The 15,311-nt window shown below is 73.6% G+C and carries 17 protein-coding genes and 1 tRNA gene; 8 read left to right on the top strand and 10 right to left on the bottom strand.

The features are described 5' to 3' along the window. Positions 1-7: 7 nt before the first annotated feature. Positions 8-1,678 (bottom strand): copper resistance CopC/CopD family protein, encoded by a 1,671-nt coding sequence (locus tag DKT68_RS14820; protein ID WP_109817990.1) that lies wholly within the window; start codon positions 1,676-1,678, stop codon positions 8-10. Positions 1,679-1,725: 47 nt separating this feature from the next. Further along, complete coding sequence (locus tag DKT68_RS14815) at positions 1,726-2,361, bottom strand: zf-HC2 domain-containing protein (RefSeq protein ID WP_109817989.1); 636 nt, start codon at positions 2,359-2,361, stop codon at positions 1,726-1,728. A gap of 107 nt (positions 2,362-2,468) precedes the next feature. Between DKT68_RS14815 and DKT68_RS14810 the strand changes: the two genes are divergently transcribed. Genes DKT68_RS14810 through DKT68_RS14795 form a run of 4 tightly spaced genes read left to right on the top strand, consistent with a single transcriptional unit; the run spans position 2,469 to position 5,398 of the window. Beyond that, entirely contained in the window at positions 2,469-3,059 is a 591-nt protein-coding gene (locus DKT68_RS14810) for a sigma-70 family RNA polymerase sigma factor (RefSeq protein ID WP_109817988.1), read from the top strand. A 32-nt stretch (positions 3,060-3,091) separates the two neighbouring features. After that, entirely contained in the window at positions 3,092-3,616 is a 525-nt protein-coding gene (locus tag DKT68_RS14805) for a MauE/DoxX family redox-associated membrane protein (RefSeq protein ID WP_109817987.1), read from the top strand. Further along, positions 3,609-4,325: a DsbA family protein gene (locus DKT68_RS14800; RefSeq protein WP_109817986.1), complete on the top strand. Its 717-nt coding sequence runs from the start codon at positions 3,609-3,611 to the stop codon at positions 4,323-4,325. The genes DKT68_RS14805 and DKT68_RS14800 overlap by 8 nt, the downstream gene beginning before the upstream one ends. Next, a complete protein-coding gene (locus DKT68_RS14795; RefSeq protein WP_109817985.1) occupies positions 4,322-5,398 on the top strand; it encodes a hypothetical protein in 1,077 nt (358 codons plus the stop codon). The genes DKT68_RS14800 and DKT68_RS14795 overlap by 4 nt, the downstream gene beginning before the upstream one ends. 10 nt (positions 5,399-5,408) lie before the next feature. Here DKT68_RS14795 and DKT68_RS14790 read toward each other — a convergent pair whose 3' ends face one another. The 4 genes from DKT68_RS14790 to DKT68_RS14775 are packed head-to-tail and all read right to left on the bottom strand — an operon-like array spanning position 5,409 to position 8,094. After that, positions 5,409-6,167 (bottom strand): energy-coupling factor ABC transporter ATP-binding protein, encoded by a 759-nt coding sequence (locus DKT68_RS14790; RefSeq protein ID WP_109817984.1) that lies wholly within the window; start codon positions 6,165-6,167, stop codon positions 5,409-5,411. Then, positions 6,164-6,934, bottom strand: coding sequence for a cobalt ECF transporter T component CbiQ (gene cbiQ, locus DKT68_RS14785; RefSeq protein WP_109817983.1), 771 nt, complete (start codon positions 6,932-6,934; stop codon positions 6,164-6,166). The genes DKT68_RS14790 and cbiQ overlap by 4 nt, the downstream gene beginning before the upstream one ends. Before the next feature lie 15 nt (positions 6,935-6,949). Beyond that, entirely contained in the window at positions 6,950-7,381 is a 432-nt protein-coding gene (locus DKT68_RS14780) for a PDGLE domain-containing protein (RefSeq protein WP_109817982.1), read from the bottom strand. Next, entirely contained in the window at positions 7,378-8,094 is a 717-nt protein-coding gene (locus DKT68_RS14775; protein ID WP_109817981.1) for an energy-coupling factor ABC transporter permease, read from the bottom strand. Before DKT68_RS14775 ends, DKT68_RS14780 begins: the two co-directional genes overlap by 4 nt. Before the next feature lie 185 nt (positions 8,095-8,279). On the opposite strand from DKT68_RS14775, the gene bcp reads away from it, so the two are divergent. From bcp to DKT68_RS14760, 3 genes are all read left to right on the top strand, one after another. Then, positions 8,280-8,756, top strand: a complete 477-nt coding sequence (bcp, locus tag DKT68_RS14770) for a thioredoxin-dependent thiol peroxidase (RefSeq protein WP_109817980.1) — start codon at positions 8,280-8,282, stop codon at positions 8,754-8,756. A gap of 92 nt (positions 8,757-8,848) precedes the next feature. After that, positions 8,849-8,931: transfer RNA gene (locus DKT68_RS14765), tRNA-Leu, on the top strand. Between the two features lie 83 nt (positions 8,932-9,014). Further along, entirely contained in the window at positions 9,015-9,551 is a 537-nt protein-coding gene (locus tag DKT68_RS14760) for a GNAT family N-acetyltransferase (protein WP_407940744.1), read from the top strand. Between the two features lie 4 nt (positions 9,552-9,555). On the opposite strand, the gene DKT68_RS14755 is transcribed toward DKT68_RS14760, so the two are convergent. From DKT68_RS14755 to DKT68_RS14745, 3 genes are all read right to left on the bottom strand, one after another. After that, complete coding sequence (locus DKT68_RS14755; protein WP_109817978.1) at positions 9,556-10,563, bottom strand: expansin EXLX1 family cellulose-binding protein; 1,008 nt, start codon at positions 10,561-10,563, stop codon at positions 9,556-9,558. Between the two features lie 114 nt (positions 10,564-10,677). Next, positions 10,678-11,496, bottom strand: coding sequence for an MOSC domain-containing protein (locus DKT68_RS14750; protein ID WP_109817977.1), 819 nt, complete (start codon positions 11,494-11,496; stop codon positions 10,678-10,680). Positions 11,497-11,500: 4 nt separating this feature from the next. Continuing rightward, the gene (locus tag DKT68_RS14745; RefSeq protein ID WP_109817976.1) at positions 11,501-12,334 is read right to left on the bottom strand and encodes a class I SAM-dependent methyltransferase; all 834 of its coding nucleotides are present in this window, start codon (positions 12,332-12,334) and stop codon (positions 11,501-11,503) included. 138 nt (positions 12,335-12,472) lie between these two features. Here DKT68_RS14745 and DKT68_RS14740 point away from each other — a divergent pair, with 138 nt between their 5' ends. Continuing rightward, positions 12,473-13,558: an LCP family protein gene (locus tag DKT68_RS14740; RefSeq protein WP_109817975.1), complete on the top strand. Its 1,086-nt coding sequence runs from the start codon at positions 12,473-12,475 to the stop codon at positions 13,556-13,558. Between the two features lie 143 nt (positions 13,559-13,701). Here DKT68_RS14740 and DKT68_RS14735 read toward each other — a convergent pair whose 3' ends face one another. After that, positions 13,702-15,159: a sugar transferase gene (locus DKT68_RS14735; RefSeq protein ID WP_109818033.1), complete on the bottom strand. Its 1,458-nt coding sequence runs from the start codon at positions 15,157-15,159 to the stop codon at positions 13,702-13,704. Positions 15,160-15,311 lie beyond the last annotated feature (152 nt).

The raw sequence follows: 15,311 nt of genomic DNA, 5'->3' as shown, positions 1-15,311 counted from the left end.
AACCTCTCTAACGGATGGGCACGGTGGCGGTCACCGTGGCCTGGTCGATGTCGGACGTGCGGACGGTGATCTGCAGTTGCCAGTCGCCGGCGGCCGGCAGACTGACGTCGCCGTACGCGTGGCTGTCCGTCAGCGGCAGCAGCGGGACCTCGATCGGCTCGATCCCGGCCGAGGGCAGCGCGGCGGTCGCCCGCCACTCCGCCACCGGCTGCGGCTGCGACTGGTCGTCCTTGGTGTACGCGTACAGGTGGATCGAGTTGTTGCCCCGCTCGGCCGGGTCCAGCTCGACCCGCAGGGAGTAGAGCGGGCTGGCGAGGGTGGCCGTGAAGAGACGGGCCTGGGTGCCGGACGGCTCGGCGACGGCGGTCCGCGCGGGCGTGGTCTGGACCAGCGTCGCGGACAGGCCCAGCACGACCACGGTGACGGCCAGCTCCACCAGGACGGCCCGGCGCACCGGCACCGGCCGCTGCGCCGCCGTGCGTCGGCGCACCAGGTGCCGGGAGTACGCGGCCACCGCGATCACCAGCGCGAACAGCCCGATCTTGGCCAGCAGCAGCCGCCCGTACGTGGTGGTGACCAGGGCGTCCAGGGTGGCCACCTCGATCAGCGCCTGGACGGTGCCGGCGAGCAGCAGCGCCGCGACGGCGAGCGCCGCCCACCGCGACCAGATCGGCAGGATCGCGCCCAGCTCCCGCTCGTCGGCCTGGCGCAGCAGGAAGCCCGCGAGCATCAGCAGGCCGCCCAGCCAGACGGCCATGCTGCCCAGGTGGACGGCGTCGACCACGACCGAGACCGCCGGCGCCGGGGAGGCCGCCGGGTGCCCGGCGAGCGGCCAGGTCAGCAGGGCGGCCCCGCCGAGCACGGCCAGGATGATCGCGTCGGCGCGGCCCGACGGCCGGGCCAGCATCGGCCGGAGCAGGAACGCCGCGGCGGCCAGCAGGCCGAGCCGGACCAGGTGGGCGGCGCCGAAGGCGCTGCCCACCACGCTGCCGAACCCCTCGCCGGTCACCTCGAAGAGGCCGCCGCCGGCGGTGTAGGGCACCTGCAGCCACAGGTCGGCGAGGGTGGCGACGACCACCAGGCCGAGGCCGGTCCAGGCCAGCCGGGTCGGCCCGCGCCGGGACAGCCGGCGCGGCCACAGCGCGGCGAGCACCAGCGCCGGCCCGACCAGCAGCACCAGGCCGGCGTAGCCGAGGAAGCGGGCCACCTTCACCGCGTTGCCCACCACCGGGTTGGCCCGGCTGTCGTCGCCGGAGTCGACCGGCGGCGCCGAGGGGGCGCCCACGGAGTAGGTGAACGCGCCGGAGACCGGATGGCTGTCGGCGGAGATCACCCGGAAGCTGACCAGGTAGGTGCCGCGATTCCCGGCCGGGTCGACCGGGATGGACACCACGCGGCCGTCAAAGGACGGCTCGCCCCGGTCGGCCCGGGAGCCGTCCGGAGCGATGACTCGGATCTTGCCGGGGACCTTGCGGACCGACTCGCTGAACGTGAGGACCACGTCGGCCGGGCCGCTCGGCACCACCGCCGAGGCGGCGGGGCTGCTGCTCTCCAGCACCGCGTGGGCGCTGGCGGGAGTGGCGGGGGCGATCAGCAGTGCGACGACAGTGACCAGGAGACCGGCGGTGGCGGCGAGCCGGGCCAGCCAGCGGCGGGGGGCGACAGTCATGCCCGCCATGCTCGCCGACCGGAGTCGATCTCGGCTACCCGAGTCAGCCGGGCCACTCACCCGCGTCCTGCCGCCAGCGCCGGCGTGAGCGGCCGGTCGTCCCCGCCCGTGCGGCCCAACGCCCACAGCAGCCCGGCCTGGACCACGGCGGCGAGGTGGCCGGCCTCGTGCACGAGCGCGGTGGTCGAGTTGGCGATGTCCACCACGCTGGTGCCGGCCAGGCAGACCGCCAGCACCAGGGCCACCGGCAGGAACGCCCGGGCCCGCTCGGGCCGCCAGGCGGCCAGCGCGAAGCCCACCGCCAGCGCCACGTCGAACGAGGCCATCTCCCGGCTGGTGTGCGAATCCACGGACACGCCCAGCCCGGCGAGCAGGATCGGCAGCGCGATGGCCAGCTGCGCCACCGCGGCCACCGCCACCGCGACGCGCAGCACCTGCCGGCGGGCCCGCCGGATCGCGGCCGGGCTCCGGTGGGCGGAGTCGGCGGCGACCGCGGCCAGCACCGCCGCGGTGAGGTCGGGCACCTCCACCGGCTGCACCCGGGCGAGCCGGGTCACCTGCTCGGCGCGGGCCAGCCAGGAACGGCAGCCGGCGCAGGTGGCGGTGTGCGCGTCGAGCACCGCCGGCGACGCCTGCGGGTCCTCCCCGTCGAGCCGTGCCGACAGCGCCGCGCGTACGTGGTCGCAAGTCATGACGGGGTAGTCGGCCCACGGCGGGGAAAAGTTCCCGACGTGGCGCAGAACATCCAGGGGCCGAAGGGCCCCGCCGCCACGTCGGGCGCCGCGTAACCTGGTTAGTCGTGATCCCCGTCCCGCGTGACACCGGTGCCGCCGGCCCGGCCGAGCCGACCGGTGACGTCGCCCGGGATCCGGCCACCGAGTGGGCGCTGACCGCGCGCGACGGCGACCCGACCGCCCAGGCCGCCTTCGTCCGGCTGACCCAGGCCGAGGTCTGGCGCTTCGCCGCCGCCCTCGTCGACCCGGACAGCGCCGACGATCTGACCCAGGAGACGTACCTGCGGGCGTTCCGGGCGCTGCCGGCGTTCGAGGGTCGCTCCACCGCCCGCACCTGGCTGCTCGGCATCGCCCGACGGGCCTGCGCCGACCACCTGCGCACGGTGATCCGTCGCCGCCGGCTCGACGAACGGCTGGCGGCGAACGCGTACACCGACAGGCCGCACCCCGACCCGTCCGGGCAGCTCGGCGCCGCCGACCTGGTCCGCCGGCTGAGCCCCGAGCGGCGGGCCGCCTTCGTGCTCACCCAGCTGCTCGGCCTGTCGTACGCCGAGGCCGCCGCTGTCGAGGGGGTGCCGGTGGGCACCATCCGCTCCCGGGTCGCCCGGGCCCGTGACGAGCTGGTCGAGGCGGTCGGCGACGCCCTCACCGGCTGAGCCCGGAACTTCCGGCGGAGACGGGACGACCAATGACCGTGACAGCACCTTCCACCCGGGCCGGCCGCTGGGACGCCGTCCGGCCCTGGCTCGGCATCGCGGCCCGGCTCGGCCTCGCCGCCGTGTGGCTGGTCGCGGGCGCGTCGAAGGTCGGCGACCTGGCGGCCTCCGGCCGGGCCGTGAACGCCTACCAGGTGATGCCGTACGACGTGGCGACCGTGATCGGCGCCGCGCTGCCCTTCGTCGAGCTGGCGCTGGGCGTCCTGCTGCTGCTCGGGCTGGCCACCCGGCTCGGCGCGGGCGTCTCGGCCGCGCTGCTGGTGGTCTTCATCGCGGGGATCGCCTCGGCCTGGGCGCGTGGCCTGTCGATCGACTGCGGCTGCTTCGGCAGCGGCGGGCAGCTCGCCGAGGGGCAGGCCCCCAGTTACCTCCCGGAGATCCTTCGCGACCTGGGATTCTTGGTGCTGGCCGGATTTCTGCTGATCTGGCCGCGTACGCCCGTCTCGGTGGACGGGTGGCTGTCCGGTGAACCCGCCGTGGAGGACGAGGATGAGTAGTCGCAAGGGGCAGCGTGACGCGGCCCGGGTGGTCCGCCAGCAGCTGGCCAGCGAGCGGCGCCGCCGCCGCACGGCCTGGGTCTCCGCCGCCGCCGTCGCCGTACTGGTCATCGCCGGCCTGATCGGCTGGAGCGTCTGGTCCGGCCAGCGCTCGGACGACTTCACCACCCCGCCCGGCGCCAACGCCGACGGCACCGGCATCGTCACCGGCGGCGGCCCGGTCACCGTCGACGTCTACGAGGACTTCCTCTGCCCGGCCTGCAAGCAGTTCGAGCAGGCCAGCGGGACGACCCTGGAGCAGTTGGTGGCCGAGAACAAGGCGAAGGTGATATACCACCCCGTGGCGTACCTCAACCGCTTCTCCACCACCGAGTACTCCACCCGCTCCTCGGCCGCCTCCGGCTGCGCCGCCGCCGGCGGCAAGTTCCGCGAGTACGCCACGGCGCTGTTCGACAGGCAGCCGCCGGAAGGCAGCGCGGGGCTCACCGACGACGAGTTGATCGACATCGGCGCCGGCGTGGGCCTCGACCGGGGCTCGTTCGGCGGCTGTGTGAAGGACCGCACCTACCAGACGTGGACCGGGCACGTCACCGACGAGGCCAGCCGCAGCAACGTCACCGGAACGCCAACGATCCTGGTCAACGGTCAGCCGCTGGCCGACCGCAGCCCGCAGGGCCTCACCGCGGCCGTGGCGGCGGCCGGCAAGTGATCCGTACCCTGCTGGCCCGCGCCGGCCTGGTCGCCACCGCCGCCTGCGCGGCCACCCTGCTCACCGCGGCGCCCGCCGCCGCACACGGCGCGGACGCCCCCGACGGCTCCGACTACCGCACCCGGACCACCGGCGTCGCCCCGGCCCGACCCGGGCTGGAGGTACGGGTCGTCGAGGCGGGCGCCCGGCTGGAGCTGACCAACCGCACCGGCCGCCCGATCGAGGTGATCGGCTACTCCGGCGAGCCGTACCTGCGCGTCGGCCCGGACGGCGTCTTCGAGAACAGCCGCTCCCCCGCCACGTACCTGAACCGCACCATCGCCGGGGACACCACCCTGCCCGCCGAGGCGGACCCGGCGGCAACCCCCTCCTGGCGGCGGGTCTCCGACGGGCCCACCGTGCGCTGGCACGACCAGCGCGCGCTGTGGCGGGAGTCGGCGCCGCCGGACGCGGTACGCGCCGCGCCGGATCGGGAGCACCGGGTCCGGGACTGGACGATCCCCGTGCGCGACGGCGCCGACCCGGCGCAGATCCGCGGCACGCTGGACTGGCTGCCGCCGCCCGACGCGTACACCTGGTGGGCGGTGACCATCGTGGGTCTGCTCGCGGTCGGTGCGCTCGGCCTGCTCGCCGCCGCCGCGCCGGCCGGCGCGCGGGCGCTGTCCGCGGTGGGGGCGCTGCTGGTCGTCGGAGGCGCGCTCGCCGTGCTGTACCCGGTGGGCCGCGAACTGGACGCCGGCGCCCAGGGCGTGGGCGCGCTGCTGGTCGGGCTGCTGTCCGGACAGGTCTGGTCGCTGCTCACCGGCCTCGGCGCGATCGCCGCCGGTTGCTACGCGCTGGCCCGCCGCCCCGCCGCCGACTTCGCGGTGGCGTTGGCCGGGGCCTGCCTGGCGCTGTTCGCCGGGGTGGCCAACGCCGCGGTGTTCGCCCGGTCCGTCGCCCCGGTGCCCTGGCCGGCCGAGGCCGCCCGGGTCATGGTGGCGTTGGTGCTGGTCACCGGGGCGGGCGCGACGGCCGCCGGCGTCCTCCGCCTGCACGCGGCCGCAAAGAGCCCCACCCCCAGCCGAGCCTGACCCCGCTCGGTCAGGCGGGTGGGGTGAAGCCGTAGGGGAGTTCCAGGCGGTGGCGGGCGAGCAGGGGAGCGTCGGTCAGCAGGTCGACGGTCGGGGCGTCGGCGACGATCCGGCCACCGTCCAGGATCACCGAGCGCTCACACAGCTCCGCCGCGTACGGCAGGTCGTGGGTCACCATGAGCAGGGTCACCGGCAGCTCGCGCAGGATCTCGGCCAACTCGCGCCGGGCCGCCGGGTCGAGGTTCGACGACGGCTCGTCCAGCACCAGGATCTCCGGGTGCATGGCGAGCACGGTGGCCACCGCCACCCGGCGCCGCTGCCCGAAGGAGAGGTGCTGCGGCGCTCGGTCCCGGTGCTCGCTCATCCCCACCGCGGCCAGCGCCTCGTCCACCCGGGCGGCCAGTTCCGCGCCGCGCAGGCCCAGGTTGGCCGGCCCGAACGCGACGTCCTCCGCAACCGTGGGCAGGAAGAGCTGGTCGTCCGGGTCCTGGAAGACGATGCCCACCCGGCGGCGCACCTCGGCCAGCGTGGCCCGGTCCGGCGTCACGGTCAGGCCGCCGACGCTCACGGTGCCCTCGGTCGGAGTGAGGATGCCGTTGAGGTGCAGCACCAGCGTGGTCTTGCCGGCGCCGTTGGGCCCCAGCAGCGCCACCCGGTCCCCACGCGGCACGGTCAGGTCCACCCCGTGCAGGGCGACGTGCCCGTCCGGGTACGCGTAGCGAACACCACGTACGTCCAGCGAGACAGCGGTCTGCACGACACCGATCATGTCAGCACGACGGCGGTGGCGGCGATGGAGGCGGCCACCACCGGCACGGTCGCCGCGACCAGCCACTGGCCGGCGGTCGCCGCGCCGTCGCCCTGCCACACGGCGGGCATCCGCCCGGTGTAGCCCCGGGACAGCATCGCCAGGTAGACCCGCTCGCCACGCTCGAACGCCCGCAGGAACAGAGCCCCGATCCCGGCGGCGAAGCCGCGCAGCTGCCACAGGAAGCGCGGGTCGTCGCCCCGGGAGATCCGGGCCACCCGCATCCGCCGCGCCTCGCCGACCAGCACGTCGAGGTAGCGCAGCATGAACGTGGCGATCTGGGTGAGCACCTGCGGGCAGTGCAGCCGGTCCAGCCCGACGATCAGGTCCCGGGTGGTGGTGGTCGCGGCGAGCAGCAGCGAGGCGAGAACACCCAGGGTGCCCTTGGCCAGGATGTTCCACGCCCCGTGCAGCCCGTCCTCGGACAGCCGCAGGCCCAGCACGTCGACCCGCTCGCCGGCGCCGAGGAACGGCAGCGCGACGGCGAACAGCACGAACGGCAGCTCGATCAGCGCCCGGCTGAGCAGCCACCGCGGCCCCACCCGGGCCAGCGCCGCCACCGCCGCCACCAGCAGGGCGTACGCGCCGAACGCCCAGAACGCCTCGCGCGGGGTGGCCACCACGGCGACCGTGAAGACCACCATCGCCACGATCTTGACCTCGGGCGGGAGCCGGTGCACCGGCGAGTCCGAATCCCGGTACAGCACGTGCCCGTGACCGGCACCCATCCGCGTACTCCCTGCTCAGCCGGCCGCGCCGGCGCGGGACGTCGCCGCGTCACCCTCGGACGGCGTCGTGCCCTCGGCGGGCGTCGTCGTGTCGTCCGGGGTCGGCGTGCCGCTGCCACGGCGGCGCAGCAGCCAGAAGCCGCCGGCGCCGATCGCGAAGGTGAGCAGGACCCCGAGCACCCCGGAGAGGCCGGTGGAGAGGAAGTCGTTGCCGACGCCCCGCACCCCGTAGTCGGCGAGCGGGCTGTCCCCCAACTCGTGCTCCCGGGCCTGCTGGGCGGGGCAGCTGCCGCCGACGATGTTGTCGTCGGCGTCGACGGTGCAGCCCTTCAGCAGTGACGAGTCCAACCCGTCCGGGTGGGACGAGGCGTAGTTGCTCACGACCCCGGCCAGCAGCAGCGCGACCAGCAGCCCGCCGACCAGAAAACCCCAGGAACGGTTCTTCACCGGACACCTCCGACGACCGGGACGGCGGGCGCGGACGTCGGGCGCAGCCCGCGCAGCGCGTAGACGAGATCGGGGCGCACCTTCGCGACGGTGAGCACGGTGGTCGCGGTGATCAGGCCCTCGCCGATCCCGATCAGCAGGTGGACCCCGGCCATCGTGCCGGCCAGGCCGGCGAGGTTGCCGCCCAGGTCGGTGGTGCCGCCCAGCCAGTACTGCAGGACGAAGCCCTGCGACGCCACCACGACGCTGACCAGCGCGGAGACGAACGCGGTCACGGCCAGGCCGGCCCGCGTACGGGGCAGCACCCGCACCAGGAGCGCGATCAGCAGGTACGCCGCGGCGGTGCCGAGCAGCGCCATGTTGGTGATGTTGAGACCGAGCATCGCCACGCCACCGTCACCGAAGATCAGCGCCTGCACGACCAGCACCACGGCCACGCAGAGCGCGCCGACCCACGGGCCGACGAGCATCGCGGCGAGCGCGCCACCGAGCAGGTGGCCACTCACCCCGGCCGTGAAGATCGGGAAGTTGAGCATCTGGACGGCGAAGATGAACGCGGCCACCAGACCGGCCATCGGGGCCAGGCGGTCGTCCAGGTCGCGCCGTCCGCGCAGGACGCAGACGGTGAGCGCGGCGAGGGCGAGCGCCGCGAAGACCGCCGCCACGGGACCATCGATGATCCCGTTCGAGATGTGCATCGCCAGGGTTTCCACGCGACCTCCCACGCGTCAGCGGACCCGTCCGGGCCGGCGGGGTCAGCCTATTTCCCAAGCATCGTTGTTGCCAGACCTTGGCAACAACGCATGTTCTTGATCACTTCGCCGGATCGGATGCCGCCGGCCGCCGTCCGGCGCGTCGCCGGCGGCGGCACCCGCCGAGCCGGCGGTATCGTCGGGCCATGACCACGCCCGACCGCCTCTCCCCCGGTGACCCCGCACCCGAGTTCACCCTCCCCACCGACACCGGCGACCAGCTCGCCCTGGCCGACCTGCGCGGCCGCAAGGTGGTCCTGTACGCCTACCCGGCCGCCATGACCCCCGGCTGCACCAAGCAGGCCTGCGACTTCCGCGACTCGCTCGCCTCCCTCCAGGCGGCCGGCTACGAGGTGGTCGGCATCTCCCCCGACAAGCCGGAGAAGCTGGCGAAGTTCCGCGACCGCGACGCCATCACCTTCCCCCTGGTGTCGGACGTGGACCGGGCGGTCCTGACCGCGTACGGCGCGTACGGCGAGAAGCAGCTGTACGGCAAGACCGTGACCGGCGTGATCCGCTCGACGTTCGTCATCGACGCCGACGGCAAGATCGAGCGGGCGCTCTACAACGTCAAGGCCACCGGCCACGTCGCCAAGCTCCGCCGCGACCTCGGCCTGGACTGACCGCCGTACCGGGGCCGTCGCCGCCTGTCGGCCTCCTGCGCGAGGCCGGGTTCGACACGGTCGGAGCGAGACGCTCTAGACTCAGCGAGTTGGCGGGAGTGGCGTAACGGCAGCCGCGATAGGTTTAGGTCCTATTGTCCGAAAGGGCGTAGGGGTTCGAATCCCCTCTCCCGCACAATTGAGTCGCACGTGAGTCCTCCGCCTGCGCGCTGTCGGTCGGATCACACCTCGGGCCGACCGGGTGCTCCAGCGGTCAGGATGGGCGCCGTGAGCCTGCGCTTCGTCCTCGATCCCGAGCTGACCCCGCACCTGCGCACCGAGATCGTCGCGCTCTGGGTCGACGTCACCAACGCCGGCGGCGCGGTGGGCTTCGTGCCGCCGGTCACCGCGGCCGACGTCCGCGCCACCGCGGACCCGACCTTCGCCGGCATCGCGGACGGTCCGGACCGGCTGCTGGTGGCGTACGCCGGCGACCGGCTGGTGGCCGTACTGATCCTCAGCGACAACCGGTTTCCGCTCAAGGCGCACTGGTGCGTGCTGAAGCGGGTGATGGTCCACCCGGACACCCAGGGCAGCGGGTACGGCTCGGCGCTGATGCGCGAGGCCGCCCGGCTGGGCCGGGAGTTGGGCCACGAGGCGTTGCACGTGACCGTGCGGGACGGGCTGGGGTTGGACGGGTTCTACCGCCGCCTGGGGTACCGGGAGATCGGCCGCCTGCCGGGCGCGCTGCGGGTGGCGCCCGGCGACGACCGGGACGAGATCCTCATGTGGCTCGACCTCGCGCCGACCGACTGACCGGTCAGCTCGCGCACCAGCGGGCGGTGGCCCCGGCCGGTCGGGTGGCCGGCGGGTTCGCCACCGCCGTGACCGGCGCGCCCGTCGTCGCCACCTCGGCCGGGCGGCGGGTCGGCGTGGGCCTACCTCCGGGTCGGGCCGCGGACGGCCGGGCCGACGCGGAGGGGCGCGAGGTGGCCGCTGCCGTGCCGCGCCCGTACATCCGGACCGCGCTGGTCTGCACCTGGCCGGGCGCCATCCGGATACCCGCGACGGTGACCCGGTTGCCGTACACGTCGGTCACCCGGATCGTGTACGGGCCGGCGCCCGCCCCGGAGGCGATCAGCCAGTAGTTGTAGTCCTGGCGGGCGGTCGACTGCCACGGCTCGCTGTCACGCTGCCGGACCTCGACGGCGCGCAGCGGGTTCCCGTGGTTGCCCACGCGGACGGCGAACCACCACTGCGACGAGCCCTCCTTGATCCGGAAGGTGAGCGGACCGGGCAGCGGCGGGTTCACCACCGCGCGGTAGGTGACGGGGACGAGGCCCTGGACCGGGTCGGCGATCCGGGCGAACGCCTCCCGGGACAGGTCGAGATGCCCGGGCGCGCACTCCGGGCACTGGTCCATGATGAGGACGCGGACGCTGCCCTTCGGGCCCGTCACGTCGAGGAACCCGCCGCAGGCGGCGCCGGCGGCGTACTCGGTGGGCCCGAGCGCGACGTAGAGCCGGTTGGCCGGCGCGGTGGGGTTCGAGCAGTTGCCGCCGGCGCCGTTCGAGTCGTAGAAGGTCGCCTTGCCGGTGTGGGTGGCGGTGCCGGTGGGTGGCGCCGCGGCGAGCGTGCGGCCGGCGGCGCACGCCGGGGTGGAGCCGGAGCGCAACGTCAGGGTGAGCCCGAGCGCCGCCGCGAGGATGGTGACGCCGGTGGCGACCAGCCAGGGAATGGGACCGGACGAGGGCGTGGGCCGGTCGTCCGGAGCCCGGTCGAGGTCGAGTTCGATGTCGACGTCGCTGGGAGCGCTTGCCTCCGTCACGCCGCGATGCTGCCCGAGCCGCCCACGGCCGGACAAGCCGGCTAAGCCAAAGCTAAGACAGTGTCGACGGACGGTGACCGCGGCGCTCCCCCGCGAGACCCGTGGTGACCTCGCTCAGGCCTCGATGACGACCGGCGCGCCCACGCGGATCGGTCCACTGTCGACCGGCACGAGATTCAGCCCGAAGAGGAGTTTCTGCCGGACGTTGCGGTACCGGCCGAGCGTGCGCAGCGGCTCCTTCGTGCGTACCCCGGTCTCCTGGTCGGTCGTGGTCACCACGCAACGGTCGCACGGCCCGGCGGCGCGGAAACGCCGGTCGCCGACGCGCAGCGACCGGCCGACCCAGTCGTCCTCGGCCCAGGCGGGCGCCCCGTCGACCACGAGGTTGGGCCGGAACCGGGTCATCGGCACCGAGTCCTCGCCGGCGTCGGCGAGCCAGCCGTTGAGGGCGTCGAGGGAGGCGGCGTTCGCCAGCAGCAGCGGGTAGGCGTCGGCGAAGCTCACCTGGTCACCGGTGTCGTGCTCGCTTTCCCCGGCGGGGAGGTGACGGGTCGGCCGCTCCAGCCAGACCAGCCGGACCGGCCGGTCGAGCAGCGCGCCGAGCCAGGCGTCGGCCGACGGACCGGCGGGCAGGGCGGGCACCGGAACCTTCCGGTTGCGGAAGGTGCGCACCAGGACCGGGTCACCGGCGGCGGGCTCGGGCACGTCGAGGTCGGGCTGCCCGTCGGCGCGCAGCGACAGGCCCCCCGCGTGGACGGTGGCGCGCAACCCGACCAGCCGGGTCGTCTCCCGCTGGGTGACGCCCACGCCGTCGGCGTCCACGATCATCCAGCGCCGGTCGCCCGCCAGGCCCCACGGCTGCACGAGCGCGCCGTCGTGGTCCAGGCGGTGGCAACCCTTGACGGGGTACGTGTGGATCGAGGTCAGCCGCACCCGGCTACCATGCCACGCCGATGCCGTCCCCGGGGTACCAGTGGTTGGCGGGGCTCTCCCGGTAGGCGAGGAACCGCCGGCCGGTGCGCTCGGCGTGCTCGGCGAGCACGTTGGTGCTGGTGACGTTGTCGGTGAGCAGGATCGCGCCCGGAGCGAGCTTCGGGTCCACCGCGTCGAACTCGCGCTTCTCGTGTGCCCGGCTGTGGTCACTGTCGTGCAGGAAGAGGTCGACCGGTCGGTGCAGAGCGCCGATCGAGGCGATCGAGTCGCCGATCACCAGGTCGACGACCTCGGACCAGGGCGCGGTGCGGGCCAGGTAACCCGCCTCGGGGTTGATGTCCAGGGAGGTGACCCGGCCCGGGTGGCCCTCGGCGGCGTTGCGCAGCAGGGCGGCGGCCAGGACGCAGCTGCCCAGCCCCTTGTCGACACCGGTCTCCACCACGTGCGCGGGGCGGGTGGCGCGGACCATCGCGTACCAGCCGATCCGCCGGGCGTAGCGGACCTGCTTGTCGGCCAGCCCCCGCCGGGCCGAGCCCGCGGTGGCCCGCTCGATGTGCTGCCGCAACGGCTGGTCGGACTCGACCTCGTCGAACCAGCCGCGGACCTGCTTGACCGGGCGGTCGCAGACCACACTGACGAACCAGGCCAGGTGGTGGCGGCTGAGTTTGGTCAGGTCGTAGGTGTAGTTGTGGTGCTCACGCGAGGTGACCAGCCACCGGGCCGAGGTGCGCAGCACCTTGGCGTCGTGCCGGGCGACCCGGGCCAGCCGCTTCGGGAAGGCGGCCACGGGCGCGAGCGGGGTGCGGGCGATGGCTCGCCGGAGCTTCGTTGCGTCCACCGGAGCTTCTTATCAGGCCGACGCGCCCTGCGGCAGAGGAAGTTGCCATCGAGTTCGGTCGACAGACCAACCCGACGGCGGACGGTGCCAGCCGGACGAGGGTACTCGGGCCGAGAGCCAAGTCAGTAGCATCGCGCCATGCCACGTGACAATGAGACCGCGCAACCCGGCGCGTACTACTCGACCGGGACCGCCGGCCAGCCACAGCGGGTGGACGACGGCGAGCCGGTCGGCCCGCCGCCACCCCGACGACGCCGTTGGCGGAGGATCCTCCTGATCAGCCTGCTGGTGGTGACGCTGGTGGGTGGCGGAGCGGTGATCGCCGGTGGCCTCTACCTGCGCTCCGTCGAGGGGGACATCGAGCGCGTGGACGCGTTCCAGGGCGTGCCGGAGGAGGGTCGCCCGCAGGCGGCGGTCGAGGGCGCGATGAACATCATGATCCTGGGCAGCGACTCGCGTGACCCGGAGAAGACCTCCGGCTCGCGGACCGACACGATCATCCTCGCCCACCTGCCGAAGGACCGGTCCAGCGCCCAGTTGATCTCGATTCCCCGGGACACCTGGGTGTCGGTGCCCCGATCCGCGGACGGCAACAACGGCGGCCGGGACGCCAAGATCAATGCCGCATACGCCTGGGGTGGGGTCCCGCTGATGGTGCAGACCGTGGAGTCGTTCACCAAGGTCCGGGTGGACCACGTCGCGCTGATCGACTTCGCCGGGTTCAAGGAGATCATCGACGCGCTGGGCGGCATCGACGTCAACTCGGAGAAGCAGTTCACCTCGATCCACGCGCCGTTCCGCACCTTCAGCAAGGGAATGCAGCGGATGGACGGCGAGGCGGCGCTCGACTACTCACGCCAGCGCAAGCAGTTCGCGGACGGTGACTTCGCCCGGATCCGGCACCAGCAGCAGGTGATCAAGGCGATCATCGACAAGGCCTCCTCCGGCGGCCTCCTCACCAATCCCGGCAAGCTGAACTCGTTCCTCAAGGCCACCTCGAACTCGGTCTCGGTCGACAAGGAGCTGTCCCTGCTGGAGACGGCCAATCAGATGCGCGGCGTCCGCGGCAGCAACCTGACCTTCGTCACCAGCCCCACCAAGGGCACCGGCCGGATCGGTTCGGAGAGTGTCGTCCTGGCCGACACGAACCGGGTCAAGTCGTTCTACGACGCGGTGCGTCGGGACGCGGTCCCGGACATCCTCGCCGGCGCGAAGGAGCAGTAGGTCCCCCTGCCCGCCAGGGCGCTGTCCCCGGTCCGCCTTGGCGGGCGACCAGGGACCGGGGACCGCCGCGGAAGGCGGCACCACGAACAGGGACGGGCGGTGGCCACAAGGCCACCGCCCGTCGGCGTTGCAGGGTGTCGGGATCAGTACGCGCCCCGCCGGGCCAGCACGACGCTGACCGTCTTCCACAGGATGGCGAGGTCGTACACCAGCGACCAGTTGTCCACGTAGTGCAGGTCCAGCCGGACCGCGTCGTCCCACGTGAGGTCGGAGCGGCCGGAAATCTGCCAGAGGCCGGTGATGCCCGGCCGCACCAGCAGCCGCCGGCGGACGTCACCGCGGTAGTCGTCGTCCTCGGTGGGCAGCGGGCGCGGGCCGACGAGCGACATCTGCCCGCGCAGCACGTTGATCAGCTGGGGCAGCTCGTCCAGGGAGAGCGCCCGCAGGTGCCGGCCGATCGGGGTGACCCGCGGATCATCCTTGATCTTGAAGAGCAGTCCGTCGCTCTCGTTCCGGTCCCGCAGGGCCGCCAGTCGCTCCTCGGCGTCGATGTACATGGTCCGGAACTTCCAGACCTTGAACGCCCGGCCCTCATGGCCGATCCGGGTCTGCCGGAACATCACCGGCCCCGGGCCGCTGGCCTTGATGGCCGCCGCGATTCCGAGCAGCACCGGGCTCAGCAGCACCAGCCCGAGCAGTGCGGTGACCCGGTCGAGCACGGTCTTGGCCAGCAGCGACAGGCCGGAGATGGTCGGCTCGTCCACGTTGAGCAGGGGAAGGCCCTCGATCGGCCGGACGTGGATGCGTGGGCCGGTGACGTCGGTGACCTGGGGGACCACCACCAGGTTCAGACCGGTGCCCTCCAACTGCCAGGCCAGCTTGCGCAGCTCGTACGACTCCAGGCTGGCGGGGCCGCAGACGGCGATGGTGTCCGCGCCGAGCTGCTGGACCAGCGGCACCAGGTCCCAGCCCACGTAGACCGGCACCGGGGCGTTCACCCGCTCCCCCGGCCGCGGATGGTGTGGCAGGTGGATGGCGACCGGGTGCAACCCGGCGCCGTAGTTGCGGGTCACCACCTCGTGCAGCGCGAGCGCGTCGGAGAGCCTGCCGACCAGCAGCACCTTCTGCGACGCCCGCCCGGTGCGGCGGACCCGACGCAGCACCACCCGAGCGGCGAACCGGGCCACCAGGGTGTAGATCAGCAGGCAGATGATGATGGCGGCGACCGTCGCCCGGGACAGGTCCTTCTTGAAACCGAGCGCCAGGAACGAGACCGTGGCGGCCATCGCGAGGTTGGCCCGGGCCACCCGCTTGAGCTCCTCGGTGCCCAGCCCGAGCGCACGCTGGTCATACGCCCCGGCGGCGACGAGCAGGAGCAGCCACCCCAGGGGGACGCCGATGTTCGCCACGAGGGTGAAGGAGCTGACGTTGCCGAGCACCCGCTGGTCCCAGAAGCCGGCGTCGGCCTCGTCCAGCAGGGCGACGACCGTCCGGCTGGCGGCCAGGGCCACAAGCGCGTCGAGGAGGACCAGCCAGGCCACGTAGTGGCGGCGCCAGTTGGGCCGTGGTGCGACCGGACGCGCGAACACCGACCGGGCCATGCCGTTGGAGGGGGGCGTGATCACCCCCAGGTCGGGGTCGAACCTCGGTGTCTGTTGTGGCGTGACAGCCGTGAGGAACTGCGTGTGCGCGGACACGGTCTTCCTTTCCACCGATACATGTCGCCAACGGTGCGGACGGGTGACACGGCGGC

The sequence above is a fragment of the Micromonospora acroterricola genome (assembly GCF_003172955.1).
Classification (GTDB): Bacteria; Actinomycetota; Actinomycetes; order Mycobacteriales; family Micromonosporaceae; genus Micromonospora; species Micromonospora acroterricola.
The sequence above is the reverse complement of the archived record's forward strand: the minus strand, read 5'-3'. Positions and strand labels throughout refer to the sequence as shown.

Excerpts from the sequence above, each read along its gene's own strand:
- DKT68_RS14820 (WP_109817990.1), bottom strand. The coding sequence starts at position 1,678 with ATGGCGGGCATGACTGTCGCCCCCCGCCGCTGGCTGGCCCGGCTCGCC.
- DKT68_RS14815 (WP_109817989.1), bottom strand. The coding sequence starts at position 2,361 with ATGACTTGCGACCACGTACGCGCGGCGCTGTCGGCACGGCTCGACGGG.
- DKT68_RS14805 (WP_109817987.1), top strand. The coding sequence starts at position 3,092 with ATGACCGTGACAGCACCTTCCACCCGGGCCGGCCGCTGGGACGCCGTC.
- DKT68_RS14800 (WP_109817986.1), top strand. The coding sequence starts at position 3,609 with ATGAGTAGTCGCAAGGGGCAGCGTGACGCGGCCCGGGTGGTCCGCCAG.
- DKT68_RS14790 (WP_109817984.1), bottom strand. The coding sequence starts at position 6,167 with ATGATCGGTGTCGTGCAGACCGCTGTCTCGCTGGACGTACGTGGTGTT.
- cbiQ (WP_109817983.1), bottom strand. The coding sequence starts at position 6,934 with ATGGGTGCCGGTCACGGGCACGTGCTGTACCGGGATTCGGACTCGCCG.
- bcp (WP_109817980.1), top strand. The coding sequence starts at position 8,280 with ATGACCACGCCCGACCGCCTCTCCCCCGGTGACCCCGCACCCGAGTTC.
- DKT68_RS14760 (WP_407940744.1), top strand. The coding sequence starts at position 9,015 with ATGGGCGCCGTGAGCCTGCGCTTCGTCCTCGATCCCGAGCTGACCCCG.
- DKT68_RS14740 (WP_109817975.1), top strand. The coding sequence starts at position 12,473 with ATGCCACGTGACAATGAGACCGCGCAACCCGGCGCGTACTACTCGACC.
- DKT68_RS14735 (WP_109818033.1), bottom strand. The coding sequence starts at position 15,159 with ATGGCCCGGTCGGTGTTCGCGCGTCCGGTCGCACCACGGCCCAACTGG.